The sequence below is a fragment of the Litorisediminivivens sp. KMU-197 genome, from assembly GCF_056858395.1.
On the sequence record NZ_JBXEQG010000002.1, the window covers coordinates 460,089 to 484,225 of the forward strand.

General features: G+C 65.2%; 26 protein-coding genes. 21 read left to right on the plus strand and 5 right to left on the minus strand.

Annotated elements, in window-relative coordinates; all coding sequences use genetic code 11:
• Positions 1-30 precede the first annotated feature (30 nt).
• The 4 genes from AC04PT_RS07185 (at position 31) to AC04PT_RS07200 (ending at position 4,281) form a co-directional block, all read left to right on the plus strand.
• On the plus strand, positions 31-1,218 hold the full coding sequence (locus tag AC04PT_RS07185) for a TIGR03862 family flavoprotein (RefSeq protein WP_482872935.1): 1,188 nt from the start codon (positions 31-33) through the stop codon (positions 1,216-1,218).
• Between the two features lie 83 nt (positions 1,219-1,301).
• Positions 1,302-2,477, plus strand: a complete 1,176-nt coding sequence (locus tag AC04PT_RS07190) for an MFS transporter (RefSeq protein ID WP_482872936.1) — start codon at positions 1,302-1,304, stop codon at positions 2,475-2,477.
• Positions 2,478-2,633: 156 nt separating this feature from the next.
• Positions 2,634-3,656 carry an aspartate-semialdehyde dehydrogenase gene (locus AC04PT_RS07195; RefSeq protein WP_482872937.1) on the plus strand — a complete coding sequence of 341 codons (1,023 nt, stop codon included), beginning with the start codon at positions 2,634-2,636 and terminating at the stop codon, positions 3,654-3,656.
• Positions 3,657-3,930: 274 nt separating this feature from the next.
• Positions 3,931-4,281, plus strand: a complete 351-nt coding sequence (locus AC04PT_RS07200; protein WP_482872939.1) for a hypothetical protein — start codon at positions 3,931-3,933, stop codon at positions 4,279-4,281.
• A 7-nt stretch (positions 4,282-4,288) separates the two neighbouring features.
• On the opposite strand, the gene AC04PT_RS07205 is transcribed toward AC04PT_RS07200, so the two are convergent.
• On the minus strand, positions 4,289-4,942 hold the full coding sequence (locus AC04PT_RS07205; protein WP_482872940.1) for a carbonic anhydrase: 654 nt from the start codon (positions 4,940-4,942) through the stop codon (positions 4,289-4,291).
• A gap of 147 nt (positions 4,943-5,089) precedes the next feature.
• Between AC04PT_RS07205 and AC04PT_RS07210 the strand changes: the two genes are divergently transcribed.
• From AC04PT_RS07210 to speB, 4 genes are all read left to right on the plus strand, one after another.
• Positions 5,090-5,470 (plus strand): hypothetical protein, encoded by a 381-nt coding sequence (locus AC04PT_RS07210; protein WP_482872941.1) that lies wholly within the window; start codon positions 5,090-5,092, stop codon positions 5,468-5,470.
• 145 nt (positions 5,471-5,615) lie between these two features.
• On the plus strand, positions 5,616-7,016 hold the full coding sequence (locus AC04PT_RS07215) for a leucyl aminopeptidase family protein (RefSeq protein ID WP_482872942.1): 1,401 nt from the start codon (positions 5,616-5,618) through the stop codon (positions 7,014-7,016).
• Positions 7,013-7,876, plus strand: a complete 864-nt coding sequence (locus AC04PT_RS07220) for a C40 family peptidase (protein WP_482872943.1) — start codon at positions 7,013-7,015, stop codon at positions 7,874-7,876. Before AC04PT_RS07215 ends, AC04PT_RS07220 begins: the two co-directional genes overlap by 4 nt.
• Positions 7,873-8,820, plus strand: a complete 948-nt coding sequence (gene speB / locus AC04PT_RS07225) for an agmatinase (RefSeq protein ID WP_482872944.1) — start codon at positions 7,873-7,875, stop codon at positions 8,818-8,820. Before AC04PT_RS07220 ends, speB begins: the two co-directional genes overlap by 4 nt.
• A gap of 13 nt (positions 8,821-8,833) precedes the next feature.
• Here speB and AC04PT_RS07230 read toward each other — a convergent pair whose 3' ends face one another.
• Positions 8,834-9,319, minus strand: a complete 486-nt coding sequence (locus tag AC04PT_RS07230) for a DUF3576 domain-containing protein (RefSeq protein WP_482872945.1) — start codon at positions 9,317-9,319, stop codon at positions 8,834-8,836.
• Between the two features lie 300 nt (positions 9,320-9,619).
• Between AC04PT_RS07230 and AC04PT_RS07235 the strand changes: the two genes are divergently transcribed.
• Together AC04PT_RS07235 and AC04PT_RS07240 are read left to right on the plus strand one after the other, a co-directional pair.
• Positions 9,620-10,615 (plus strand): porin, encoded by a 996-nt coding sequence (locus AC04PT_RS07235; protein ID WP_482872946.1) that lies wholly within the window; start codon positions 9,620-9,622, stop codon positions 10,613-10,615.
• Positions 10,616-10,717: 102 nt separating this feature from the next.
• Positions 10,718-11,374, plus strand: a complete 657-nt coding sequence (locus tag AC04PT_RS07240; protein WP_482872947.1) for a YggS family pyridoxal phosphate-dependent enzyme — start codon at positions 10,718-10,720, stop codon at positions 11,372-11,374.
• Positions 11,375-11,616: 242 nt separating this feature from the next.
• Here the strand turns inward: AC04PT_RS07240 and AC04PT_RS07245 are convergent, their stop codons facing one another.
• A complete protein-coding gene (locus AC04PT_RS07245; protein WP_482872948.1) occupies positions 11,617-14,088 on the minus strand; it encodes a hybrid sensor histidine kinase/response regulator in 2,472 nt (823 codons plus the stop codon).
• 58 nt (positions 14,089-14,146) lie between these two features.
• Positions 14,147-14,584, minus strand: a complete 438-nt coding sequence (locus AC04PT_RS07250) for a putative pterin-binding protein (protein WP_482872949.1) — start codon at positions 14,582-14,584, stop codon at positions 14,147-14,149.
• A gap of 149 nt (positions 14,585-14,733) precedes the next feature.
• Here AC04PT_RS07250 and AC04PT_RS07255 point away from each other — a divergent pair, with 149 nt between their 5' ends.
• From AC04PT_RS07255 to AC04PT_RS07275, 5 genes are all read left to right on the plus strand, one after another.
• A complete protein-coding gene (locus AC04PT_RS07255) occupies positions 14,734-14,946 on the plus strand; it encodes a hypothetical protein (protein ID WP_482872950.1) in 213 nt (70 codons plus the stop codon).
• Positions 14,947-15,001: 55 nt separating this feature from the next.
• A complete protein-coding gene (gene hpaR, locus AC04PT_RS07260; protein WP_482872952.1) occupies positions 15,002-15,454 on the plus strand; it encodes a homoprotocatechuate degradation operon regulator HpaR in 453 nt (150 codons plus the stop codon).
• Positions 15,455-15,536: 82 nt separating this feature from the next.
• Complete coding sequence (locus AC04PT_RS07265; RefSeq protein WP_482872953.1) at positions 15,537-16,868, plus strand: UDP-glucose dehydrogenase family protein; 1,332 nt, start codon at positions 15,537-15,539, stop codon at positions 16,866-16,868.
• A 4-nt stretch (positions 16,869-16,872) separates the two neighbouring features.
• On the plus strand, positions 16,873-17,883 hold the full coding sequence (locus tag AC04PT_RS07270; RefSeq protein WP_482872954.1) for an NAD-dependent epimerase: 1,011 nt from the start codon (positions 16,873-16,875) through the stop codon (positions 17,881-17,883).
• A 136-nt stretch (positions 17,884-18,019) separates the two neighbouring features.
• Positions 18,020-18,661, plus strand: coding sequence for a hypothetical protein (locus AC04PT_RS07275; protein WP_482872955.1), 642 nt, complete (start codon positions 18,020-18,022; stop codon positions 18,659-18,661).
• On the opposite strand, the gene pcaQ is transcribed toward AC04PT_RS07275, so the two are convergent.
• Complete coding sequence (gene pcaQ / locus AC04PT_RS07280) at positions 18,649-19,554, minus strand: pca operon transcription factor PcaQ (protein WP_482872956.1); 906 nt, start codon at positions 19,552-19,554, stop codon at positions 18,649-18,651. The genes AC04PT_RS07275 and pcaQ overlap by 13 nt on opposite strands.
• 93 nt (positions 19,555-19,647) lie before the next feature.
• Between pcaQ and pobA the strand changes: the two genes are divergently transcribed.
• The 6 genes from pobA to AC04PT_RS07310 are packed head-to-tail and all read left to right on the plus strand — an operon-like array spanning position 19,648 to position 24,137.
• On the plus strand, positions 19,648-20,817 hold the full coding sequence (pobA, locus tag AC04PT_RS07285) for a 4-hydroxybenzoate 3-monooxygenase (protein WP_482872957.1): 1,170 nt from the start codon (positions 19,648-19,650) through the stop codon (positions 20,815-20,817).
• Positions 20,817-21,602 (plus strand): 3-oxoadipate enol-lactonase, encoded by a 786-nt coding sequence (gene pcaD, locus AC04PT_RS07290; RefSeq protein ID WP_482872958.1) that lies wholly within the window; start codon positions 20,817-20,819, stop codon positions 21,600-21,602. The genes pobA and pcaD overlap by 1 nt, the downstream gene beginning before the upstream one ends.
• Positions 21,599-21,979 (plus strand): 4-carboxymuconolactone decarboxylase, encoded by a 381-nt coding sequence (gene pcaC / locus AC04PT_RS07295; protein WP_482872960.1) that lies wholly within the window; start codon positions 21,599-21,601, stop codon positions 21,977-21,979. The genes pcaD and pcaC overlap by 4 nt, the downstream gene beginning before the upstream one ends.
• A complete protein-coding gene (gene pcaH / locus AC04PT_RS07300; RefSeq protein WP_482872961.1) occupies positions 21,976-22,692 on the plus strand; it encodes a protocatechuate 3,4-dioxygenase subunit beta in 717 nt (238 codons plus the stop codon). Before pcaC ends, pcaH begins: the two co-directional genes overlap by 4 nt.
• A 1-nt stretch (position 22,693) precedes the next feature.
• Complete coding sequence (gene pcaG, locus AC04PT_RS07305; protein WP_482872962.1) at positions 22,694-23,302, plus strand: protocatechuate 3,4-dioxygenase subunit alpha; 609 nt, start codon at positions 22,694-22,696, stop codon at positions 23,300-23,302.
• 1 nt (position 23,303) lies between these two features.
• Positions 23,304-24,137, plus strand: coding sequence for a 3-oxoadipate:acetyl-CoA acetyltransferase (locus AC04PT_RS07310; RefSeq protein WP_482872964.1), 834 nt, complete (start codon positions 23,304-23,306; stop codon positions 24,135-24,137).

Sequence of the window (24,137 nt, forward strand, 5' to 3'; positions counted from 1 at the left end):
TCCCGCCAGTCTCTCCACGGCAGGCTGCGCATGAAGGTTTCGGCACTTGTCATCGGTGGCGGCCCCGCGGGGCTGATTGCGGCCGAAGTGCTGGGCGCGGCAGGGCACAGGGTGCTGGTCGCAGATCACAAGCCGTCGCTGGCGCGGAAATTCCTGATGGCCGGCAAGTCCGGGCTGAACCTGACGAAGGACGAAGCCCTTGAGAATTTCCTGACGGCTTACGGTGAAAGTTCCGGCGCGCTGCGTCCGATGCTTGAGGCTTTCGGACCGCAGGAGGCGACGAAATGGGCCGAGGGTTTGGGGCAGCCGCTTTTCACCGGGCCGACGGGGCGGGTCTTTCCGGTCGTCATGAAAGCCTCGCCCCTGCTGCGGGCCTGGCTGGCGCGTCTGCAGGCGCAGGGAACGGAGTGGCGGACGCGCTGGCGCTGGGGCGGCTGGGACAGGGAAAAGGCCGTCTTTGACACGCCGGACGGACAGAGGATCGTAGACGCAGACGTGACCGTGCTGGCGCTGGGCGGCGCGAGTTGGGCGCGGCTGGGATCGGACGGCGGCTGGGCGCCGATCCTCAGGGCCGGTGGGGTCGAGGTTGTGCCCTTCCGACCGGCCAACATGGGGCTCCAGGTCGGTTGGTCCGAGCACATGCACAAACACTTCGGCCAGCCGATCAAGGGCGTTGCCTGGCACGCCGGAGGCATGACGAGCCGCGGCGAGGCGGTGATCTCCGAGCGTGGTCTGGAGGGCGGCGGCATCTACGCGGTCTCGGCGGCGGTGCGGGAGGGCGCGGATCTGACGGTCGATCTGGCCCCGGACGTAACGACGCAAGACCTCGCCCGTCGATTGGCGAAACCACGCGGCAAGATGTCGGCGGCGAACCACAGGCGCAAGGCGGCGCGGCTTGACCCGGTGGCGCAGGCGCTTCTGACCGAGTTCGCACGTCCCCTGCCGCAGGACCCCGCCGCACTCGCCGCCCTGATCAAGGCGCTGCCGGTGCGTCATGCCGGTCCGCGTCCGCTGGACGAGGCGATATCGGTCGCGGGCGGGGTGCGCTTCGATGCGCTCACGGCGGACCTCGAGCTTGTGGCGCGACCCGGGGTGTTCGTCGCCGGCGAAATGCTCGACTGGGAAGCCCCGACCGGCGGCTATCTTCTGACCGGCTGCTTGGCGACCGGGCGGTGGGCCGGGCAGGCGGCGGCCCGGAGGCTGGGTGGCGCTGCGTAATCCACACCTTTCGGTGCCTGTCGATTTGCGCTACCGATCCGGCAGCAACCCTCTGCAACCCCGCCCGATTTCGGAGACGCTCCATGAACGCCGGCCTGATCCTGCTGACGCTGAGCTATGTATTCAGCCAGTTCTTCCGCTCATTCCTTGCCGTGCTGGCAGAGGTGCTGGAGCGCGACATCGGCGCACTGCCCGATGATCTGGCGACTGCGTCGGGCGTCTGGTTTCTGGTCTTTGCGGCAATGCAGATCCCCGTGGGCGCAGCGCTCGACCGGATCGGCCCGCGGCGCACCGCCAGCGTGCTTTTCCTGCTGGGCGGGGCCGGCGGGGCTGCCCTTTTCGCGGTGGCGCAGTCGCCGTTGCAGGTGGTGCTGGCCATGGGGCTGATCGGGCTGGGCTGTTCACCGGTGCTGATGGCCTCTTACTACATCTTCGCGCGCACGTCGCGGCCCGCCGTCTTCGCCTCGCTCGCGGCGACGGTGCTGGGCGTGGGCACGCTGGGCAATCTCGCGGGCACGGTGCCGCTCACCCTGCTGGTGGAGGCGATCGGCTGGCGCGAGACGCTCTGGGCACTGTCCGCCGTGACCGCGGCGATCGCGGTGGGCCTGTGGTTCGTGGTGCGTGATCCGCCGCCGCTAGAGACGCAGCAGAAAGGATCAGTGCTGGACCTGCTGAGGATGCCGGCGCTGTGGCTGATCTTTCCGATGATGTTCGTCAACTACGCGGCCTCGGGCGGTCTGCGCGCGGTGTGGATCGGGCCTTATCTCCGCGATGTGCACGGTCTGGCGCCGAACGCGGTTGGCATCGCGACATTGGTGATGGGCGTGGCGATGATTGCCGGAACATTCGCCTACGGTCCGCTTGACAGGCTGCTCGGCACCCGCAAGTGGGTGGCGCTGCCGGGCAATGTCATGGTGGTGCTGGGGTGCACGCTGCTGTGGCTCTGGCCGGCGCCGGGGATGATCACCGCGGTTGCGCTGTTCTGCTTTGTCGGCTTCTTCGGTATGGCCTTTCCGCTGATTCTCGCTCATGGCCGCAGCTTCGTGCCCGAGCACCTTGCCGGCCGTGGCGTGACGCTGATGAACCTGTTTGGCATCGCCGGCGTCGGCACCTTCCAAATGGTGACGGGACGTGTGCAAGAGGCCGCCGCAACCTCTGGTACCGCGGTCGAAAGCTATGCCGCCGTTTTCGGCGTCTTCGCCATCATCACGCTGGTCGGCATCGTACCCTATCTGTTCAGCCGGGACCGCCTCGACTGACGGCGGCCGTTCGTCTCTGTCTCGCAATACTCAGGGGCGGTGGCGGGGCTCCATGTCCCGGCCGCGATGCTGCGCCGCAGCGCCAGCCCCTTCCATCCCGCCTGACTCTGCTGTATCAGGCGCCGACTTGAACCGAAGACGAAGGAAAAGGAACCCATGGGTTATCGTATCGTCGTCGCAGGCGCCACCGGCAACGTGGGCCGCGAAATGCTCAATATCCTCGCCGAACGGGGCTTTCCCGTCGACGAGATCGCAGTGCTGGCCTCTCGCCGGTCGCTGGGCACAGAGGTGAGCTTTGGCGACAAGACCCTCAAGACCCAGGACCTCGACCAGTTCGACTTCACCGGCTGGGACATGGCGCTGTTTGCCATCGGCTCGGACGCGACCAAGAAGTACGCGCCGATCGCCGCCAAGGCGGGCTGCGTGGTGATCGACAACTCGTCGCTCTACCGCTACGACCCCGACGTGCCGCTGATCGTGCCCGAGTGCAACGCCGACGCCATCGAGGGCTATTCCAAGAAAAACATCATCGCCAACCCCAACTGCTCGACCGCGCAGATGGTGGTGGCTCTGAAGCCGCTGCACGACCGCGCCAAAATCAAGCGCGTGGTGGTCTCGACCTATCAGTCGGTGTCGGGCTCGGGCAAGGCGGCCATCGACGAGCTCTGGGACCAGACCAAGGCTGTCTACAACCCGACCTTGGAGTATGAGCGCAAGGTCTATCCCAAACAGATCGCCTTCAACGTCATCCCTCACATCGACGTCTTCATGGAAGACGGTTCGACCAAGGAAGAGTGGAAGATGGTCGTCGAGACCAAGAAGATCATCGACTCGTCGATCAAGGTCAGCGCGACCTGCGTGCGGGTGCCTGTCTTTGTCGGCCACTCGGAATCGGTGAATATCGAGTTCGAGGATTACCTGGACGAGGACGAGGCCCGCGACATCCTGCGTGAGGCGCCGGGCGTCATGGTGATCGACAAGCGCGAGGACGGCGGATATGTCACGCCGGTCGAATGTGTCGGCGATTTTGCCACCTTCATCAGCCGAATTCGTCAGGATTCGACGATCGACAACGGGCTGAACCTGTGGTGCGTTTCGGACAACCTGCGCAAGGGCGCGGCGCTGAACGCGGTTCAGATCGCTGAAACACTTGGTAACCGGGTTCTGAAGAAAGGCTGAGGCCAATTTCCCCGATCCAACTTTGCAAGGGCCGCCGTCTGGCGGCCCTTTTCGTTTGATACCAAATGGTTGTCTGGAGGCGTCTGTCATCCGGCCGAGCGAATGTGCCGGTTTTTTTCATGGTTGGCGAACGGTGAACGCGCCTTGCCTTGACGTAATTTTCACAACTGCGGAATAATGTGTTGCTCAGCGTCCACACGGCGCAATATCTGAACTATGCGCCACCGGGATGCCACATTCTATCGGGAAACTGGCCGCATCGGAGGACAAGAGCATGATACACAATCCCGATCTTTTGACGTCAGGCCCGTCACAGACACGCTGGCGCGGCGCAGAAGACAGCAACCGGCTCGACTGTGAAACCGGAGTTCTGTTGCGCAGCCTGCTGGCACCGGTTTTTCAGCAGGCAACAAGCTGGCCTAACCTGCGCCGCCGTCTGGCGCGCAAGGGGTTCGGCCTCAGCTTCCACATGGGGCGCCTGGTGTTGACCGACCGCGAAACCGGCACGCGCATCTGCTCGTGCAAGTTTCTCGGCCATCCACTGCAATCGCTGACCGAACGGCTCGGTCGCGTGAAGGTGCTGGCGCCGAAGGACGGCATCGGTCGCGGCACGCTGCTGCTCTGACGGACGCCTAGCCGACCGGGCGGAACTGGTCCGAGGCCGGCTGGTATTCCTCCAGCGCGCCTTCGCCGATGCCCAGCCAGAGCCCGTGCAGCGAAAGAGTGCCCGCCTCAACCTTTTCCGCGACAAAGGGAAAGGTCATCAGGTTCTCCAGCGAGATCACCACCGAGCGGCGCTCCAGCGCGCGCGCCTGCGGTTCACCCTCTTCCACATTCTTGACCAGCTCGTAGCCCGGACGCAGGATATCCATCCAGCGGCCGACGAAACTCGTCTGTTCCTCAAGCTCCGGTGCGTTGCCCTTGCACATGTCAATGCAGCCCTGCACCCCGCCGCATTGGGAATGGCCCAGCACGATGACATGCGTCACCTTCAGCGCGTTCACCGCGTATTCTACCGCGGCCGACGTGCCGTGATGATCGCCGTCAGGCGCATAAGGCGGCACCAGGTTGGCGATGTTGCGGTGGATGAAGAACTCGCCCTGGTCCGCCCCGAAGATCGAGGTCACGTGCACGCGCGAGTCGCAGCACGAGATCACCATGGCGCGGGGCCGCTGGCCCTCGGCGGCCAGACGCGCGTACCAGGCGGCGTTCTCGGCGAATTGCGTGGCCTTCCAGCCCTGGTAGCGCTGAAGCAGGTATTTCGGCAAAGGTTTGGCGTGTTGCATCGGGGTCTCCGTCATTCCTCTGGCGCCATGTGATAGGCATAATCTGCCATGAATTCGAGTGAAAAGAGCCCGCAGCCGCAACGTTTTACAAACCCTTTGACGCCATCTTGAGCGCAGCCGTGGGGGCGTGAGGGAAAGGTGAGTACCGTGGAACAAGTTCGAATGCTGGCGTACGAAGAAGGGGTCCGTCTCGATCAGGGCAGGATCGAGGATCTGTATCGCCAGATGGGCGACGAAGGGGCCGAGGACGTGGTCTGCCGCGCGCTCGAGGAAATCGCGGTGCGGATGTCCTATGCCAACAAGCTGCACAAGCGCGGCGACCTGGCCGAGATGCGCAAATGCGTAAGATCGCTGTCGAAGATCGCCGAGCAGATCGGCATGGTCGCACTCAGCCGCGTGGCACGCGATGTCTGTACCTGCATCGAGCAGTCCGACCGCGTGGCGCTGGCGGCCACCCTGTCTCGGTTGGCCCGGACCGGCGAACAGTCGCTGACGGCGATCTGGGACCTTCAGGAATTCATGATGTAGGGCAGGGCAACCCCCGGGCAGTCGCGGGACAGGACCGCGGGGAAAGGCCGGGCAGAAGCCTGGCTTTCCGTGGTTGCCCCGAGGCAGTTGCAGCCATCAACAGCGGTGCATAGGGTGCGGGCAAACCCCTGACCCGGAGCCCGACATGGCCGAACCCGCGCACCTGACCTTCGCCGATCCCGACGCCACAGCGATTCCGCTGGCGCTTCTCACAGCCGAGGCCTTCGACGGCTGGCGTCTGGCGCAGGACGACAGCGCCCGGGGCTGGGCCGAGGCCAACGGCTTCAAGGCCGGTCCCGGCCAAGTTCTGCTTTTCCCCGGCGAGGACGGCACACCCGAAGCGGCGCTGGGCGGTGTCGGTTCGGCCAAGGACCGGGCGCGCGGCCGGTTCATGCTGGCCGCGGTGGCGCAGAGCCTGCCGGAAGGGACCTACGTCATCGAAAGCGGGCTGCCCGAGGCGCCCGAGGCGTTGGAGGCCGAGCTGCTGGGTTGGCTGCTCGCCGGGTATCGCTTCGATCGCTACAAGGAGGCCAATGGCAAGCGGGTCGCGCTTGTCTGCCCCGAGGGCGTCGACCGCGCCCGGATCGAGGCGATCGCCGCTGGCGAAGCGCTGACCCGCGATCTCATCAACACGCCGGCCAACGACATGACCCCCGACGACCTGCAAGCCGCCGCCACGGCGCTGGCGCACGAGTTCGATGCAGAATGCAAGGTGACCTCCGGCACCGAACTGCTGGCCGAGAACTTCCCGATGATCCATGCCGTCGGCCGCGCCTCGGACGTGGCGCCCCGGCTGATCGATTTGCGGCACGGCACCGAGGGCCCGAAGCTGACGCTGGTCGGCAAGGGGGTCTGTTTCGACACCGGCGGGCTGAACCTCAAGCCCGGCGCCTCGATGGGCCTGATGAAAAAGGACATGGGCGGCGCTGCCACGGTGCTCGGGCTGGCGCGGATGATCCTCGCCCTGGACCTGCCCCTGCAGTTGCGGGTGCTTATCCCGGCGGTCGAGAACTCCGTTTCGGCCGGGGCTTTCCGCCCGGGCGACATCCTGACCTCGCGCAAGGGGCTGACGGTCGAAATCAACAACACCGACGCCGAGGGCCGGCTGGTGCTGGCCGACGCGCTGGCGCTGGCCTGCGAAGAGGACAGCGATCTGGTGATCTCGATGGCGACGCTGACCGGCGCGGCGCGGGTCGCGCTGGGGCCGGACCTCGCGCCGTTCTACGCGGATGATGCCACTGCGGCAGCACTGGAGGCGGGGGGCAACCGGGTGCACGACCCGCTGTGGCGGCTGCCGTTCTGGGATCCTTACGAGACCATCATCGAACCGGGCATCGCCGATCTCGACAATGCGCCCAAGGGCGGCTTCGCCGGCTCGATCACCGCCGCGTTGTTCCTGCGGCGTTTCGTGAACGAAAACACCCGCTACGCACATTTCGACATCTACGGCTGGCAGCCCGAGGCGAGACCGGCCCGGCCCAAGGGCGGCGTCGGCATGGGCGCCCGTGCCATCCTCGACGCGCTTCCGGAGCTTCTGGACCTGTGACCGACGCACGGCTTTTGCGCAGCAACGGCCGGGTGGCGGATGTGGCGCTGCGCGGGCAGGTCGAGGCCGAGCGCTTCGTCGCGCCCGTCGCAATGCGCGTCACCCAGCCGGTGGCGCCGCTGATGGGGCCGCAGCAGGCGGGCGGGCGGCGGCGCGAACGTGAGTTGGTGCTGCACGAGGTGTTCGAGGCACTGGACGACCATGAAGGCTGGGTGTTCGGCTTTGCGGCGCGCGACGGGTTCGTCGGATATTTGCAGCGCGATCACCTCACCGAGATGTCGATGCGAGCGACCCAAGTGGTCGCTGTGCGGCAGAGCTATCTGACGCCGGAACCGCTGTTGAAAAACGCGGCAGAGATGCAGCCGATCTCCTTTGGTTCCACGTTTGAAGTGGACGACCTGTCGGACGATGGCCGATGGTCCAAGGTGAAGACCCTGCACGGAGCCGCTTACGTTCCGGCGGCACATCTCCGCCCGTTGGGCCAGCCCGAAAGCGACCCGGTGGCGGTCGCCGAGCGGTTCCTCGGAACGCCTTATCACTGGGGCGGCAACTCCGGTTTCGGGATCGATTGTTCCGGCCTGGTGCAGGCCGGGTTGCTGGCCTGCGGGATCGACTGCCCCGGCGATTCCGACCTGCAGGAAGCGGCGCTGGGCGAAACGCTGGCCGAAGACGCGCCTCTTTTTCGCGGCGACCTGCTGTTCTGGAAGGGCCACGTCGCCTGGGTGGCCGGGGACAACCTGCTACTGCACGCCAATTCGCACCACATGGCAGTGGCTTACGAGCCCACCGACGCCGCGATCGCACGGATCGAGCGGCAGGGCGACGGCAAGGTGACTCGACGCGCGAGGATCACGACATGAGCGATTTCTTCACCCCGGTGTCCGGCATGGACCTGCCGCGGTTTGCGGGGGTCCCCAGCTTCATGCGGCTGCCGGTGGTGCCGCCGGACCATGCGCGTTTCGGCGAGGTCGATATCGGCCTCATCGGCGTGCCCTGGGACAGTGGCACCACCAACCGCCCGGGCCCGCGGCACGGCCCGCGCCAGCTGCGCGATGCCTCGACGATGATCCGGGCCGAGAACGCCGCGACGCGGGTGCGCCCCTTCGAGGTTGCCAATTGCGCCGATCTTGGCGACGTGGGCATCAACCCTGCCGACATCAACGACTCGATGGACCGGATTACCGCCTTCTATCAACAGCTTGCGCCAGCCGGTATCCGGCCGCTGACGGCAGGCGGCGATCATCTGACGTCGCTGCCGGTGCTGCGGTCGCTGGCGGGCGATGGCCCGCTTGGCATGGTGCACTTCGATGCCCATACCGACCTCTTCAAAAGCTATTTCGGCGGCACCATGTACACCCACGGCACGCCGTTCCGCCGCGCGGTGGAAGAGGGGCTACTGGACCCGACGCGGGTGGTGCAGATCGGCATCCGCGGCACCGCCTATGACTTCGAGGACCGTGACTTCGCCGAGGCGGTTGGCGTCCGGGTGATACCGATCGAGGAGTTCTTCGCACGCGGTGTCCCGGACGTCATGGCCGAGGCCTGCGAAATCGTGGGCGAGGCGCCGACCTACGTGTCCTATGACATCGACTTCGTCGATCCGGCCTTTGCCCCCGGCACCGGAACGCCGGAAGTGGGCGGTCCGAATTCCTTCCAGGCGTTGCAGGTGGTCCGGGCGCTGGCCGGACTGGACATCGTGGGTGCCGATCTGGTCGAGGTGTCGCCACCGTTCGACGCCAGCGGCGCGACGGCCTGGCTGGGCGTGTCGGTGATGTTCGAACTACTTTGTGTGATGACCGGCTAGCGCGCCGCGCGGCTTACAGGCGCGAGTCCTGGTCGCGCAATTGGCGGGCGCGGGTCAGGATGGCGTCTTCGATGGCGCGCACGGTTTCTGCCGCGACAGGGCCCGAGCGGGTCTGCATCGACAGGTTCAGCGACCGGGCATCGAGCGCGGGATCCTTGACGAAGATGGTCGCGCGATAGGCGCGGCCACCGCCCGGCGGCGTGCCGTAGCCGGTGACGATCACGCCGGTGAAGGGATCGACAGACACCAGCGGAAGGAAATCCAGCACGTCGAGCGAGGCATGCCAGATGTACTTGTTAACGCGCCCGATCTTGGAGCGATCCTGTGGGCCGCGAAACAAATCCCAGATCGTCGATTGCGGACGGCCACGGTCGCCGTAGATTTGCTCGTCGATCACCTCGTCGGGATCGCGCGGCGGCCCGAACGGGTTGGAGCAGGCGGCCAGGGTCAATGCTGCGCTGGCCAGCAGAATCATGGCCTTTCCGGAAATCGCGGTCATCAATCGGCTCCTGCCCGGTGGGTTAGGTCTCGTCAGGCCCCTCAATACAAGCCGGGGCCAATAACGACAAGACGCTCATTCTCATGGCCACTTTACCGTGGGATTTCGCCTGTGAAGCGCTGGACTTAACCTATGGCGACGCGGGGCCTGAATTCTTGTGACAATTGCGCATCACTCATGGCCTTGTTGGTGCCTCGCAATCCGCAGCCGCTTGCATCGGAAGGGCCTCAGGGTGCAAGACACACCCATCAAAGCCGGGCGACCGGTTTGGTACGTGCTTTAAGACACATGAGGGAAACAATGAAAAACATTCTGTTTGCTACCACTGCACTGGTCGCATCTGCAGGCTTCGCCGCGGCTGAAGTCGAAGTCACCGGCTCGGCCGAAATGGGCGTCATCGGCGGCACCGATTTCGACACGTTCCTGGGCTTCGTCGTTGACGACAACGTGGAAATCGAACCGCAATTCCACACCGACGTCGACGTCACCTTCACCATGTCCGGCGTTGCTGACAACGGCCTGACCTTCGGTGCATCAGTTGACCTGGACGAGTCGGTTACCGGCGCGGCCTTCGCCAACACCACCCAAGGCGGCGAGACCATCTTCGTTGCATTCGGCGCTGCGACCCTGACCATGGGCGACACCAACGGTGCGTTCGACCAGGCGATCAAAGAAGTCAACTATGCCGGTGGCTCGATCAACGACGACGAAGAGCACATCGCATTCGGCGGCTACGGCAACAACGGCCTGGACGGCACCTACGACGGCCAGATCGCTCGCTTCGACTATGCTTTCAGCGGCGTGACTGCATCGCTGTCGGCTGAACTCGACGACACCGGCACCGACGATCCGGTCTGGGGCGTTGGTGTTCGTTACTCCGGCGAGATGAGCGGCGTTGCTCTGGGCGTCGGCGTCGGCTACCAAGCTGTTGAAATCGGCGGCGCAGACACCTCGCTGGTCGGTGTGTCGGTTGACGCAGGCTTCTCCAACGGCGTGACCGCTGGCTTCAGCTACACCCAAGCGGACTTCGACGGCATTGACGGCAGCCACGGCGCAGTCGGCCTCGGCTACGAAATGAACGCTCTGGCGATCGGCGTGAACTACGGCCACTACGTGCTGGACGGCGACGAAATCACCTCCGGTGTTGGCCTCGCGGCGTCCTACGACCTGGGCGGCGGTCTGTCGGCGAAATTCGGCTATGGCGTTTCGACCATCACCGAAGAGAACCCGATCAACCTGACCGGCAAAGACCAGTCGCGTGACACGTTCTCGCTGGGTCTGGCGATGTCGTTCTAAGAACGTCACCAGTTCTATCTGGGAAGAGCGGGTCTTCGGACCCGCTCTTTTCTTTTGTCCCATGCCGATGCTAGCAAGACGCAAAACAGCGAGGCTTGCACCATGGGACTGACTGAGATCACCGCGCGTATCCGCAAGGCCGAGGCCAACGCCGGCCGGCCGCAGGGCGGCACGACGCTGATTGCCGTGTCCAAGAAACAGCCCGCCGACAGAGTTCAGGCGGTGCTGGAGGAAGGGCACCGGGTATTCGGTGAAAACCGGGTGCAGGAGGCCGCGTCCAAGTGGCCGGAGTACCGACAGCATTTTGACGATATCGCGCTGCACCTGATCGGCCCGCTGCAGACCAACAAGGCGCGACAGGCGATGGAACTGGCACAGGCGATCCATTCGGTGGACCGTCCCAAGCTGGCCTCTACGCTGGCGCGGCTGGCGCAGGAAATGGGGCATTGCCCCGAGCTTTTCGTTCAGGTCAACACCGGCGAAGAGCCGCAAAAGGCCGGTGTCCTGCCGGCCGATGTCGACGACTTCATCGCCGAGTGCCGCGAACTCGACTTGCCGGTGCGCGGTCTGATGTGCATTCCGCCCGCAGATGAAGAGCCCAGCCTGCACTTTGCATTGCTGGCGAAATTCGCAGCACGCAACGGGCTGGAGGGCCTGTCGATGGGCATGTCCGGCGACTTCGAGACCGCCATCGCACTGGGCGCCACCCATGTCCGAGTCGGTTCGGCGATTTTCGGTGATCGGCCGACGCCTGCCTGACGCCTGACACCAGCTATCCGTTCGTATTGGGTTGCCATACCGGCGGTCAGGCCGCTATCCGTCTCCGCCACTGTAAGGTCCCGGACCCTGTGCGAAACTTGCGGGACAGATACCTGCATTCCGGCGCCCTGACCCCGAAACTGGACGGAATGTTGGACAGTCGTAGACGAACCGCGTTTCATCACTCACGGAGCGGTTTGCGGGCGGGCGGTCCTCTCTCTTGGACCGTCCGTACCCGCGCCTTATTCGGCGGCGTCTTGATAGGGTTGGGCGAACGGGCTTTTTCTGGCATCGCAGATTGCAGCGACAAGCTCTGCCATCCGGGCGGGCGGTGCCTCCTGCGTGGCCGCCGTTTCGAGTGCCAGCAGCTTGACGCGCAAGTCATGCTCACCGAACACCGACGCCGTCCCCGCCATGGTATGACACCGCGCGGCAATCTCGTGTCGGTCGATGTCGGGCCGGTTGAGCCATTGCAGCAGGTCTGAAAGCTCGGTGTCGAACCGCGACCTGAGGGCGCGCGGCATCTCGAAGCTGAGGCCCGCGCCGGGCGGCGTCGCGCCGTTCTGTGCGAGAAGCTGGCGCAAGGCCGATTTTCGCAAGGGTTTGGTCAGCACGTCCTGCATCCCCACCGCGAGAAAGCGTTCGCGATCCGTAGGCATGAAATTGGCCGACAAGGCCACGATCGGCGTCTCGGAAGACGCGCCCCCGCCCGACCGGATCTGCTGCGTCGCGGCCAGCCCGTCCAGTTCGGGCATGGCGATATCCATCAGGATCAGGTCGAAACGTGTATGCGCGGCCAGCTTCACGCCCTCGCGTCCGGATCGCGCAACCTCGACCCGGTGTCCGGCGTGCAGGATCATGTCGCGCGTGACCTCAAGATTGATCTCGTTGTCCTCGACCACCAGAACCTTCAGCGCGCAGTCTGGGTCCGTGGCGACTTCACCGGTCTGCGTGTCTGCAGGGGCAGTCTCGCGAACCAGCGGCAGCACCACGCGAAACACGCTGCCTTCGCCTTCGGTGCTGGTAACCGTTATCGCGCCGCCCATGGCGCTGGCCAGTCGTCGCGCGATGCCGAGGCCCAGCCCCGTTCCGCCCGCCATCCGCCCTAACGAGGCATCGGTGGTGCGGAAATCGTCGAACACATGCGGCAGGTCGTCCGCGGCAATGCCGGTGCCGGTGTCGATCACGTGAAATGCGATTTCGTTGTCGCTGGCGGCCACTTCGATCCGGACATCGCCCTGCCGGGTGAACTTGATCGCGTTCGACACGAGGTTCAAAAGGATCTGCTGCAGGGCGGCGCGATCGGCGACGATCTGGTCCAGCGGTGCGCCGTCCCAAGCCCAACTCAGCCGGTTGCCCTGGGCCAAGGCCTGGCTCTCCTGCCCGTCGACCACGTCCTGCAGCAGCGGCGCGATGTCCACCGGTTCCTCCTGCAAATCGACCAGGCCGGAGGCAAAGCGCGTCAGGCCGAGCACGCTGTCCACATGCTCCATCAATATCCGGGCCGAGATACCCATGTTGCGCAGGCAGCGCGCCTGATCGGGGGTCAGATCGCTGTCCTCCAGCAGCGCCACATTTCCAAGGATGCCGCTCAGTGGGGTGCGGATCTCGTGGCTCATGACGGCCAGGAAATCGGCCTTGGCCTTTTCGCCCGCCAGCGCCCGGTCGCGGGCCTCGGTCAGTTCGCGCTCATGCGCGACACCAGCCGATATATCGCGCATGAAGGCAATCAGAAGCGGTTCGCCATTGCGGATCGTGCGACGCAGCACCAGTTCGACCGGAAACTCGGTGCCCCCCGCAGTTCGCGCGGTTTGCCGGACCCGGGTGCCATCAAGCGGCCGGGTCGGCGCTTCGTCCCAAAGGCGAAGCAACCCGGCTTCGAGAGGGCCGCGCAGCGCATCCGGCACGATAAGGTCTCCGATCTGCCGGCCGCATGCCTCTGACGCGGCATAGCCGAACATCTTCTCGGCGGCGGGGTTCAGGTCGACAACCCGCCCGAATGCGTCGGTCAGGATCACCCCGTCGATCGAGGCCGAGAGCACCGCGTTCAACCGGGCATTGGCCTCGCTCAGTTCCTTGCCGCGGCGCTTGGCCTGATTGTGCACCCGGTTGTGGTTGTGGGCGAGGAAGCCCAACGCCGCGATCAGCGCCAGAATCGCGCCGGCAAGGTAGATCAGGGTCAGGGCATGATCGTCGCGCCGGGCATCCGACAGTCGGGCATATTCGCCGAGGCCCGAGGTCGCCATCTGACGCACTTGCGTCTTCACCTCGGCAAGCTCCGCGCTCAGTCCGGGCAGCCCGGCCGCAAGGGCGGCGTCGCCGCCGTCGATCACGGCAACGCTGCGGTCGAGAAAGCCCTGCAAGGCCCCGAGCGCGGCGGCGAACTCGGGCGTGGTGCGCATGCCTTTATAGACCCGGCCTTCCTCAAGCATTCCGACCCTGCTGTAGAAGATGTCGAACTCAAGCCGCACGTTCGGCAGCGCGCCCTGTGGGTCGGGATCGGCCAGCGCGAGGGCGACCGCGTTCTGCAGGTCAAGAAATTCCACCTCGGTCTGCGCGAGGCTCCAAATCACGTTGTCGGAATGCGCTGTCGCCAGGATCCGAAGCTCGCGCACCACCTGCCCGGCCAGCATCAGTCCCGCGAGGGCGCTGAGCGTGGCAAGGGCGATCAGCAGCATGTTGCCGTGCCGTTGCAAGAGACCTGAGCGTTTCATCCCGGCGATGTTAGGCCAGATCGCGCGGTCACGGAAACGAAAAGGCGGTTGCCCGCCTTCAGTCGCGCACGTCGATGCGGTCAACCTGCCAGATGCTGCGGGTGTGGATCACCGTGCTCTTGTACCGGAGGGACGAGTCGTAAGGATACACGATCCACAGCGGTCCCTTGTCGCGCCGCGACATCGGCTGCCCGTCCATCGCATAGGCAATAATCGGGCCATCCGGCGTTGCGTCCGTGACCGGGATCTCGGTGGCATAGTCATTGATGGCTGTGGCGGTCAGGCGGCTGCCGCTGGCCCCTAGATGAGCAAGCATCATATCGAGGGACACGCCGGTAAAGGTCGACGTGCCTTCGGTCCAGATGGTCGAGGTGGTGAATTCCCGCGATGGCAGGCTGCGCAGCATCTCGAGATCGAAGCGCGCGACCCCGTCGCCGTTATAATGCGTTATGGCGCCCGACACCGTCAGGACCACTGGTCCGAGGGGATCGGGCAATCTGCAGGCAAGCGCAGCCGGAGCGCCGCAGACGGCCGCAAGACCCGCAAGCAATGAGCGTCGGCATAAAAGCAGTGCCATGGCGAAGCGTACCCCCGTGCTGTGCAGTTTGTGCCATGACTGGCCGCGCCTTGCACGCCTCCGTCGGGATGAGCACCTATCCGATGGAATATAGCATCGCGGACGACCGTCACAGCGGCGGGATTGCCGTGGTCTTGATCCTGCGTCAACCGGAGCGCGAATGGTGCAAGCCAGCCGCCGTGACCTCGGAAAATGCGGCCGGTTGGGCGGGCTTCTGCCTTGGCCTCCGGGTCGGTGCGGAGGGGCCCATGTTCACGTTTGCGATGTTAATCGAAAGGTAACTTAGGGTCAGGCAAATCGCTGGCAGGCAGGTTTGGTAGCGTCTACATCTTGCTCATGAGCAAGAAACCTGCGGCACACCCTCAGATCGACATGCCGCCCATCGCCGACTCGCTGCCAATCGCCATGATCCGCGCGCGGGAACGGTTGATGGGCCCCATCCGCGAAATGTTGCAGCCCAGCGGGCTTACCGAACAGCAGTGGCGCATCCTGCGCGTGCTTGAGGAGTTCGGTGCACAGGATGCCACGCAGTTGGCCGAACGCTCCTGCCTGCTGATGCCCAGCCAGACACGCATCGTCCAGACCATGGCCGAAAAGGGTCTTGTCACCCGCGAGACCAGCCAGCAGGACCGCCGCCGACACGTTGTCACCATAACCGCCGCAGGACGGCAGGTGCTGGCCAACCATGCCGAGCAAGCCCGCGCCATCGCCCGCCGCATTCAGGACGCGCTTGGCAAGCAGAAGATCAGGCAGTTGCTGGATTTGCTGGAAGAGGTCGGGCGGATCTGACGCGGGATCGCGCGACCCTTTGACCTTGCATCGCAATGCCGCCTGCCGCAGAACGTCGGGCAAATTGCGGTGGAGAATTATCATGAAGATTGCAATGCTCGGCACCGGCTATGTGGGCCTCGTCTCTGGGGTCTGCTTTTCCGATTTCGGACATGAGGTGGTCTGCGTCGACAAGGACCCCCGCAAGATCGAGTTGCTGAATCAGGGCAAGGTGCCAATCTTCGAACCCGGTCTCGACCGGCTGATGCAGCGCAACGTCGAAGCCGGACGGCTGTCTTTCACGCTTGACCTGAAGCAGGCGCTGGACGGGGCCGAGGCGGTGTTCATCGCCGTCGGCACGCCCACCCGGCGCGGTGACGGTCACGCCGATCTGACCTACGTGATGGCCGCCGCCCGCGAAATCGCCGAAACCGCGCGGGATTACACCGTCGTGGTCACCAAATCGACGGTGCCGGTGGGTACCAACCGCAAGGTTGCCGAGGTTATGCGCGAGGCCAACCCCGACTTCGATTTCGACGTCGCCTCGAACCCCGAGTTCCTGCGGGAAGGCGCCGCCATCGACGACTTCATGAAACCCGACCGCGTCGTCGTCGGTGTCCAGACCGACCGGGCCGCCAAGGTCATGGAAGAGATCTACCGCCCGCTCTATCTTCGCGATTTCCCGATCGTCACCACCGATCTGGAATCCGCCGAGATGATCAAATACGCGGCCAATGCCTTCCTCGCAGTGAAGATCACCTTCATCAACGAAATCGCCGCGCTTTGCGAAAAGGTCGGTGCCGACGTCAAGCAGGTGTCCAAGGGCATGGGCATGGACGGTCGCATCGGCAACAAGTTCCTGCACGCCGGACCCGGTTATGGCGGATCGTGCTTTCCCAAGGATACCAAGGCCTTGGCCCGGATCGGACAGGAACACGCCAGCCCGATGCAGATCACCGAGGCGGTCATCCAGATCAACGAAGAGGTCAAGCGCCGCATGGTCGAAAAGCTGCGCGATCTCTGCGACGGCTCGTTCAATGGCAAGACCATCGCGGTGCTGGGTGTGACCTTCAAGCCCAATACCGATGACATGCGCGACGCGCCCTCGCTGACCATCGTGCCGGCGCTGGTGGGCGGCGGTGCCAAGGTCCGCGTCACCGATCCGCAGGGCCGCCACGAGGGCGAGGCGCTGCTGCCCGGTGTGCATTGGTGCGCCGACGCCTATGAAGCCGCCGAGGGCGCCGACGTGGTCGCCATCCTGACCGAGTGGAACGAGTTCCGCGCGCTGGACCTTGAGCGGATGGCGGCATTGATGGCCGCGCCCCGGATGGCCGACCTGCGCAACATCTACGATGCGGCGACGCTGAAGAAGGCCGGTTTCACCGACTACGTCTCGATCGGGCGCGGCCGCGAATCCGAGACCATGAAAGGCTGAACCGATGCCAAAGGCGCTCGTTACCGGCGCGGCCGGCTTCATCGGCTTTCACCTCTGCCAGCGGCTCCTCAACGAGGGCTATGAGGTCGTGGGCTTCGACGCCCTGACCGACTATTACGACGTCGCGCTGAAAAAGCGTCGGCAGGCGATGCTGCTGCAAAGCCCCGGCTTCCGCGCGGTGAACGACCGGCTCGAGCGCGAGGGCGTGCTGCAGGACCTCGTGGCCGAGGTGCAGCCAGACATCATCGTGCACCTCGCCGCGCAGGCCGGGGTGCGCTATTCCATCGACAATCCCGAAAGCTACGTCGAGGCCAACCTGATCGGCACCTTCCGCCTGCTCGAGGCGGTGCGCGCCACACCCTGCAAGCACCTGCTGCTGGCCTCCACCTCCTCGGTCTTCGGTGCCAACACCGACATGCCCTATGCCGAGACGGACAAGGCCGACAGCCAGATGTCCTTCTACGCCGCTACCAAGAAGGCGAACGAGGCGATGGGCCATTCCTACGCCCATCTCTACGGCATTCCGACGACGATGTTCCGCTTCTTCACGGTCTACGGGCCGTGGGGCCGGCCCGACATGGCGCTGTTCAAATTCACCAAGGCAATCCTGAACGGCGATCCGATCGACGTCTACAACCACGGCGACATGCGCCGCGACTTCACCTATATCGACGATCTTGTCGAAGGCATCCGCCTGCTGATCGACGCCGCGCCGGAACGCCCCGCGGACGGCGCGGTGCCCGAGGGCGACAGCCTGTCGCCGGTTGCGCCCTACCGGGTGGTCAATATCGGCAACTCCGAGCCGGTGCCGCTGATGTCCTTCATCGAGGCCATCGAAGAGGCGACCGGCCGCGAGGCCGAGAAGAACTTCCTGCCGATGCAGCCCGGCGACGTGCCTGCCACGTGGGCCGATGCCACTCTTCTGCGCAGGCTGACCGGCTACCAGCCGAAGACCGAAGTGCGCGACGGGGTCCGGCGTTTCGTCAACTGGTACCGCGACTACTTCGGGGTGTGAGCGCGCGCATTGCGCGCTATCCTGCCCAAGCGTAAACTGCCGGTGAGAGGAGGCCCCCGATGGGCTCCACAAGTGTCCCGCAGTCCGACATCGGCCAGAACCTGATCAAAGCTGTGCCTGACGGCGCGGACTTGGCGTGACCGCCATTTTCGCAAGGATCTGGACGGCGCGACGGGCAATCCTGTTTTACGGCGTCCTGCTGGTGGGTGGCTCACTGCTGGGCATGGCGATACGCGACGCCTTGCCCGATCGGTTGCCCATGAGCGAAACAGCCCTGCGCCGCGTCGTGGTCGCGGCCCTGCTGGTCTACGTCGTTACGGTCGCCATTCCCTTTGTGCCGGGCGCAGAGATCGGCTTTGCGCTGTTGATGTTGTTCGGCAGAGAGGCCGCCCTGTGGGTATTCCTCGGCATGGTCGGTGCGCTGGTGCTGTCCTATTGGGTGGCGCGACTGGTGCCGATGCCCCTGCTGGGCCGCTTGCTGGACTGGCTGGGCCTGACCCGCGCCGGAAACCTCGCACACCGGCTGGAAGGGGCCGACGCCGCACGTCGCCGGGCGATGCTGGATGACGCCTTGCCCCGGGCGCTGAAGGGCAGGCTGCTGCGATACCGTTACCTTGCATTTGTGGTTCTTCTGAACACCCCTGGCAACTCGCTTCTGGGCGGCGGCGGCGGGCTGGCCTTTCTTGCGGGCGCTTCGGGCCTGTTTCCCTTTCCGCTCTACCTTGCCGCCGTGATCTGCGCCGTGGCGCCTGTGCCGCTGTTCTTCTACGTCGCCTGAGGCGCGTCCGACAGGCAGCGCGCGAAGGCGCGGACGGTGGCCGGCGCGATTTCATCGGCGCGGCTCATGATGCCGACGGCCCCGACGGTGGCCCCGGTGTCGATGTCCAGTGCCGCCAGCCGCCCCGCGCGAATGTCGTCGGCAACGACACCCCGGCTGATGAACCAGACGGTCCGCGGATCGGCCAGCACCATGGCCCGCCCGAACGAGCTGGAGGCAGATTCGATGCGGTTCTCGAACAGCGGCACGCTCTGCGCGATCAGCAACCGCGCCACCAATGGCCGGATCGCCGAGTTCTGCGGCGGATAGAGCACGCGGAATGGCTCAAGATCCTCGAACCGCGCGACGGACTGCGCCGGGCTGTCCGCGCGCGCCACCACCACCACGGCCTCGGAATAGAGCTGTCGGAAGCTCAGCCCGTCCATCGACTGCGGCCGCCCCAGCCGCCCGATTACCATGTCGAGATTGCCGCTGCGCAGCCGCCCGGTCAGATCCTCGTGCGGGCCTTCGTGGATTTGCAGCAGCACGTCGGGGTTGGTCTCGGTGAACCGCATCACCGCGCCGGGCAGAAGGCCGGAGGCCACGCTCGGCAAGGCGCCCACCCGCAACTGCCCGGCCGCCGCGCCCCCGGACCGCAGGCTGCGCAGCCCATTGCGCAACGCCGCGGTGCTCTGCTCGGCGAATTGCAGGAACACCTCACCCTCGCCGGTCAGGCTGACACCGGCGCGGCTGCGCTCCAGAAGGGTGGTGCCGATGATCTCTTCCAGCTCCTTGAGCGTGCGCGAAATCGCCGGCTGCGTCAGGTGCAACTGTTCCGCCGCGCGCTTCAGACTGCCGGCGCGGGCAATGGCGCTGAACGCCTCAAGGTGGCGGAACTTGATGCGGCGATCCATAAGCATACCGAAATTGACAAGTAATCTGCCTGATATCTCATTTTTATTATCAACGGCAATATGTGATAAACGCGGCAAGGAAGGGAGCCCGTGATGAAAACCCAGGTTGCGATCATCGGTGGCGGGCCGTCGGGTCTGCTTCTGTCCCAACTGTTGGGCTGCGCCGGGATCGACAGCGTGGTGCTGGAACGCAAGACCAAGGACTACGTGCTCGGCCGCATCCGCGCCGGAGTTTTGGAGCAGGGCCTCGTGCATATGCTGGAAGAGGCGGGCTGCGCCGACCGCCTGCACACCGAGGGGTACGTGCACGACGGCACGCTGGTCTCTTGCGGCGACAGGACCTTCCGCATCGATTTCAAAGGGCTGACCGGCACGTCGGTGATCGTCTACGGCCAGACCGAGGTGACCCGCGATCTCTATGACGCGCGCGAAAGGGCCGGCGCGCAAATCCTGTACGAGGTCGAGCACGTAATTATCCACGATGCCGACAGCGACGCGCCCTATGTCACCTGCAACGTCGGCGGCACGTCGCGCCGGATCGACTGCGATTTCATTGCCGGCTGCGATGGCTTCCACGGAGTCAGCCGCCAGTCCATGCCGCTGTCGGTCCGCCGTGAATACGAAAAGATCTATCCCTTCGGCTGGCTCGGGATCCTCAGCGAAACCCCGCCGGTGCATCACGAGCTAATCTATGCCAACTCCCGCCGTGGCTTCGCGCTCTGCTCGATGCGCAACGACCATCTCAGCCGTTACTACATCCAGTGTTCGCTGAGCGAGAGCCCCGCCGACTGGACCGATGCCGCCTTCTGGGAGGAACTCAAACGCCGCATTCCCAGCGACATGGCCCAGAAGCTGGTCACCGGCCCATCGATCGAAAAGAGTATCGCGCCGCTGCGCTCCTTCGTGACCGAACCGATGCGCTGGGGCCGGCTGTTCCTGTGCGGCGATGCCGCCCATATCGTGCCGCCGACAGGGGCCAAGGGGCTGAACACTGCCGCCTCGGACGTGCATTACCTCTATCAGGGACTGAAGAGCTATTACCGCGACAACAGCACCGACGGCATCGACAGCTATTCCGAAAACGCCCTGCGCCGGGTTTGGAAGGCCGAGCGCTTTTCGTGGTGGTTCTCCTCGCTCCTGCACCGTTATCCCGATCAGTCGGAGTTTGACCTCAAGATGCAGGTGGCCGAGTTGGACTTCCTGCGCTCGAACGAGGCCGCGCAACTGGCGATGGCGCAGAACTACGTCGGGTTGCCCTACTGATGCGGGCGGTCGTTGCAAACGGCGTCACGCTGCCCCTGCGCGAAGACGGTGCCCCGCACGGCCAGCCGGTGGTCTTTGCCAATTCGCTCGGCACGGACCTAAGGCTCTGGGACGCACTGATCCCGCAACTGCCCCACGGCCTGCGCCTGATCCGTTTCGACAAGCGCGGCCACGGGCTGTCGGACTGCCCGCCCGGTCCCTACAGCATCGACGACTTGGCCGCTGATGCCGAAACGCTGCTCGACACGCTGGACCTGCGTGACGTGATCTTCGTGGGCCTCTCGATCGGTGGCATGATCGGGCAGGTTCTGGCCGCGAAACGCCCCGATCTGATCCGCGCTCTGGTGCTGTCCAACACCGCGGCGAAAATGGGCGAACCGGCCATGTGGCACGACCGCATCGCCGCCATCCGCGAGGGCGGCATTGCCGCGATGGAGGGTGCCATCCTCGACCGCTGGTTCGGCCCCGCCTTCCGCCACACCGACGCCGCCCGGCTCTGGGGTAACATGCTCAGCCGCACGCCGGTCGAAGGCTACCTCGGCTGCTGCGCCGCCATCGCCGGGGCCGACCTGACCGCGCAGACCGCCACCCTGCGGCTGCCCACGTTAGCTATAGCCGGCAGCCACGACGGCGCCAGCCCGCCCAGTCTGGTCAAGGCCACCGCCGATCTGATCCCCGGTGCGGAAACCCGCTTGATCGACGGCGCCGGCCACCTGCCCTGCGTCGAAAATCCGCAAGCCTATGCCGCCATCCTCTCTCCCTTCCTGAAGGAGCACGCCCGATGACCGACCGCATGTCTAAAGGCATGGAAACCCGCCGCGCGGTGCTGGGCGATGCCCATGTCGACCGCGCCGAGGCCGCAAAGACCGATTTCGACCTGCCCTTCCAGACCCTTATCACCGAGGGCGCCTGGGGCACCGTCTGGTCGGACGACACCATCAGCCGCCGCGACCGGTCGATGCTGACGCTGGCGCTGCTGGCCGCCACCGGCAATTTCGAGGAAATTCCGATGCACATCCGCGCCACCGCCAACACCGGCGCCAGCAAGGACGACGTCATCCAAGCCTTCCTGCACGTCGCCGTCTATGCCGGGGTGCCACGCGCCAACCACGCCATCAAGCTGGCCAAACAGACCTACGCTGACATGGAGACGCCCGCATGAGCGATTACTACATGCGCGACTGGGGCCGGCACCCGGCTGCCCTGACCCCTGCCTACAAGACCTCGGTCACGCGGTCTCCGCGGTTGCCGCTGATCAGCCTCGACCAGACGACAAGCGAGATCACCGGCCCGGTGTTCGACCGGGGCGACATCGGGCCGCTGGATCACGACCTGATCCGCAACTACGCCCAACAGGGCGACCCCATCGGCGAACGCATCCTGCTGCACGGCAGGGTGCTGGACGAGAACGGCCGCCCCCAGCCCGGCACGCTGGTCGAAATCTGGCAGGCCAACGCCGGCGGGCGCTATCGCCACAAGAAGGACAGCTACCTTGCGCCCATCGACCCCAACTTCGGCGGCTGCGGGCGCACGCTGACCGACGACGAGGGCCGCTATGTGTTCCGCACCATCAAGCCCGGCGCCTATCCATGGCGCAACCAGGTCAACAACTGGCGTCCGGCGCATATCCACCTCAGCCTCTTCGGCAGCGCCTTCTGCCAGCGCCTGATCACCCAGCTCTATTTCGAGGGCGACCCGCTGATCCCGCTCTGTCCGATCCTGCAGTCGTTGCCCGACGCCGAGGCGGTCGAGGCGCTGATCGCGCGGCTCGACATGAACGCGACGATCCCGCTAGATACCATTGCCTACCGCTTCGACATCGTGCTGCGCGGGCGGCGGTCGACGATGTTCGAAAACCGGCTGGAGGGGAACTGACATGGATTATCTCAGGGAAACCCCCTCGCAGACCGCCGGACCTTACGTCCACATCGGCCTCGCCCCCGGGGCTGCGGGCTTCGATATCTATGACCGCGAACTCGGCTGGGACATCGCAGGCCCCAACGCAAGCGGCGAACGCATCCGCGTCGAGGGCCTTGTCCGTGACGGCACGGGCAACCCGATCAAGGATGTCATGCTCGAAGCGTGGCAGGCCAATGCCGAGGGCCACTATGCGCACCCCGAAGGCGGTGGCCCGGTCGAAGAAGGCTTTCGCGGCTGGGGCCGTGTCATCACCGACTTCGACACCGGCGAATGGGGCTTCGACACGGTGAAACCCGGAGCGGTCGTCAGCCGTGACGGGCGGAGGATGGCACCGCACATCAACCTCTGGATCGTCGCGCGGGGCATCAACATCGGGCTCAACACGCGGCTCTATTTCGATGACGAGCGCGAAGCCAACGCCGCCGATCCCGTCCTCAACCTCATCGAGTGGGAAAGCCGCCGCCCCACGCTGATCGCAACCCGCTCCGAGCGTGACGGAAGCCCCGTCTACCGCTTCGACATCCGCATACAAGGCGAAGACGAAACCGTCTTCTTTGATACCTGACATGACAAAACCCTGCATCATCTGCGTTGCCATCACCGGCAGCGTGGCCACAAAGTCCGACAACCCCGCCGTGCCGATCGCCGTGCCGGAACAGATCGAATCGACCCACGCGGCCTTCGAGGCCGGCGCCTCCATCTGCCACGCCCATGTGCGCAACGACGACGGCACGCCGTCATCGGACCCCGAGAAATTCGCCCGTCTCAAGGAGGGGGTAGAGAAACACTGCCCCGGCATGATCATCCAGCTGTCCACGGGGGGGCGCTCGGGCGCGGGGCAGGCGCGGGGCGGGATGCTGCCGCTGCGGCCGGACATGGCGTCGCTCTCGGTGGGTTCGAACAATTTCCCGACCCGCGTCTACGAGAACCCGCCCGATCTGGTGGACTGGCTGGCCTCGGAAATGTTGAAATACGATGTGAAGCCCGAGATCGAGGCCTTCGATCTGAGCCACATCCTCAAGGCCAAGGCCATGGCTGAAAGCGGCCAGCTTGCTGGCACGCCCTACGTGCAATTCGTCATGGGCGTGAAAAACGCCATGCCGGTCGACCGCGATGTCTTCGATTACTACATCCACACCGTGCACCGCCTTTTCGGCAAGGACGCGCCGTGGTGTGCCGCCGGCATCGGCCAGCACCAGGCAACGCTGAACGACTGGGCAATCTCGTCCGGCGGTCATGCCCGTACCGGGCTCGAGGACAACGTGCGGCTTGACCGCAACACTCTCGCGCCGTCCAACGCCGCGCTGGTCGAACGCACCGCCGAGATCTGCGCAAGGCACGACCGCCCGGTGGCAACCGTCGCCGAAGCCCGAGAGATCCTCGGACTGACCCCGGCGTAG

What these genes read in the sequence shown, in the direction of transcription:
- pcaH (WP_482872961.1), top strand. Translation starts at nt 21,976, where the DNA reads ATGAGCGATTACTACATGCGCGACTGGGGCCGGCACCCGGCTGCCCTG.
- pobA (WP_482872957.1), top strand. Translation starts at nt 19,648, where the DNA reads ATGAAAACCCAGGTTGCGATCATCGGTGGCGGGCCGTCGGGTCTGCTT.
- AC04PT_RS07190 (WP_482872936.1), top strand. Translation starts at nt 1,302, where the DNA reads ATGAACGCCGGCCTGATCCTGCTGACGCTGAGCTATGTATTCAGCCAG.
- AC04PT_RS07245 (WP_482872948.1), bottom strand. Translation starts at nt 14,088, where the DNA reads ATGAAACGCTCAGGTCTCTTGCAACGGCACGGCAACATGCTGCTGATC.
- AC04PT_RS07230 (WP_482872945.1), bottom strand. Translation starts at nt 9,319, where the DNA reads ATGACCGCGATTTCCGGAAAGGCCATGATTCTGCTGGCCAGCGCAGCA.
- AC04PT_RS07215 (WP_482872942.1), top strand. Translation starts at nt 5,616, where the DNA reads ATGGCCGAACCCGCGCACCTGACCTTCGCCGATCCCGACGCCACAGCG.
- AC04PT_RS07200 (WP_482872939.1), top strand. Translation starts at nt 3,931, where the DNA reads ATGATACACAATCCCGATCTTTTGACGTCAGGCCCGTCACAGACACGC.
- AC04PT_RS07265 (WP_482872953.1), top strand. Translation starts at nt 15,537, where the DNA reads ATGAAGATTGCAATGCTCGGCACCGGCTATGTGGGCCTCGTCTCTGGG.
- pcaQ (WP_482872956.1), bottom strand. Translation starts at nt 19,554, where the DNA reads ATGGATCGCCGCATCAAGTTCCGCCACCTTGAGGCGTTCAGCGCCATT.
- pcaC (WP_482872960.1), top strand. Translation starts at nt 21,599, where the DNA reads ATGACCGACCGCATGTCTAAAGGCATGGAAACCCGCCGCGCGGTGCTG.
- pcaG (WP_482872962.1), top strand. Translation starts at nt 22,694, where the DNA reads ATGGATTATCTCAGGGAAACCCCCTCGCAGACCGCCGGACCTTACGTC.
- AC04PT_RS07255 (WP_482872950.1), top strand. Translation starts at nt 14,734, where the DNA reads ATGAGCACCTATCCGATGGAATATAGCATCGCGGACGACCGTCACAGC.
- AC04PT_RS07205 (WP_482872940.1), bottom strand. Translation starts at nt 4,942, where the DNA reads ATGCAACACGCCAAACCTTTGCCGAAATACCTGCTTCAGCGCTACCAG.
- pcaD (WP_482872958.1), top strand. Translation starts at nt 20,817, where the DNA reads ATGCGGGCGGTCGTTGCAAACGGCGTCACGCTGCCCCTGCGCGAAGAC.
- AC04PT_RS07195 (WP_482872937.1), top strand. Translation starts at nt 2,634, where the DNA reads ATGGGTTATCGTATCGTCGTCGCAGGCGCCACCGGCAACGTGGGCCGC.
- AC04PT_RS07240 (WP_482872947.1), top strand. Translation starts at nt 10,718, where the DNA reads ATGGGACTGACTGAGATCACCGCGCGTATCCGCAAGGCCGAGGCCAAC.
- AC04PT_RS07185 (WP_482872935.1), top strand. Translation starts at nt 31, where the DNA reads ATGAAGGTTTCGGCACTTGTCATCGGTGGCGGCCCCGCGGGGCTGATT.
- AC04PT_RS07310 (WP_482872964.1), top strand. Translation starts at nt 23,304, where the DNA reads ATGACAAAACCCTGCATCATCTGCGTTGCCATCACCGGCAGCGTGGCC.
- hpaR (WP_482872952.1), top strand. Translation starts at nt 15,002, where the DNA reads ATGAGCAAGAAACCTGCGGCACACCCTCAGATCGACATGCCGCCCATC.
- AC04PT_RS07270 (WP_482872954.1), top strand. Translation starts at nt 16,873, where the DNA reads ATGCCAAAGGCGCTCGTTACCGGCGCGGCCGGCTTCATCGGCTTTCAC.
- AC04PT_RS07235 (WP_482872946.1), top strand. Translation starts at nt 9,620, where the DNA reads ATGAAAAACATTCTGTTTGCTACCACTGCACTGGTCGCATCTGCAGGC.
- speB (WP_482872944.1), top strand. Translation starts at nt 7,873, where the DNA reads ATGAGCGATTTCTTCACCCCGGTGTCCGGCATGGACCTGCCGCGGTTT.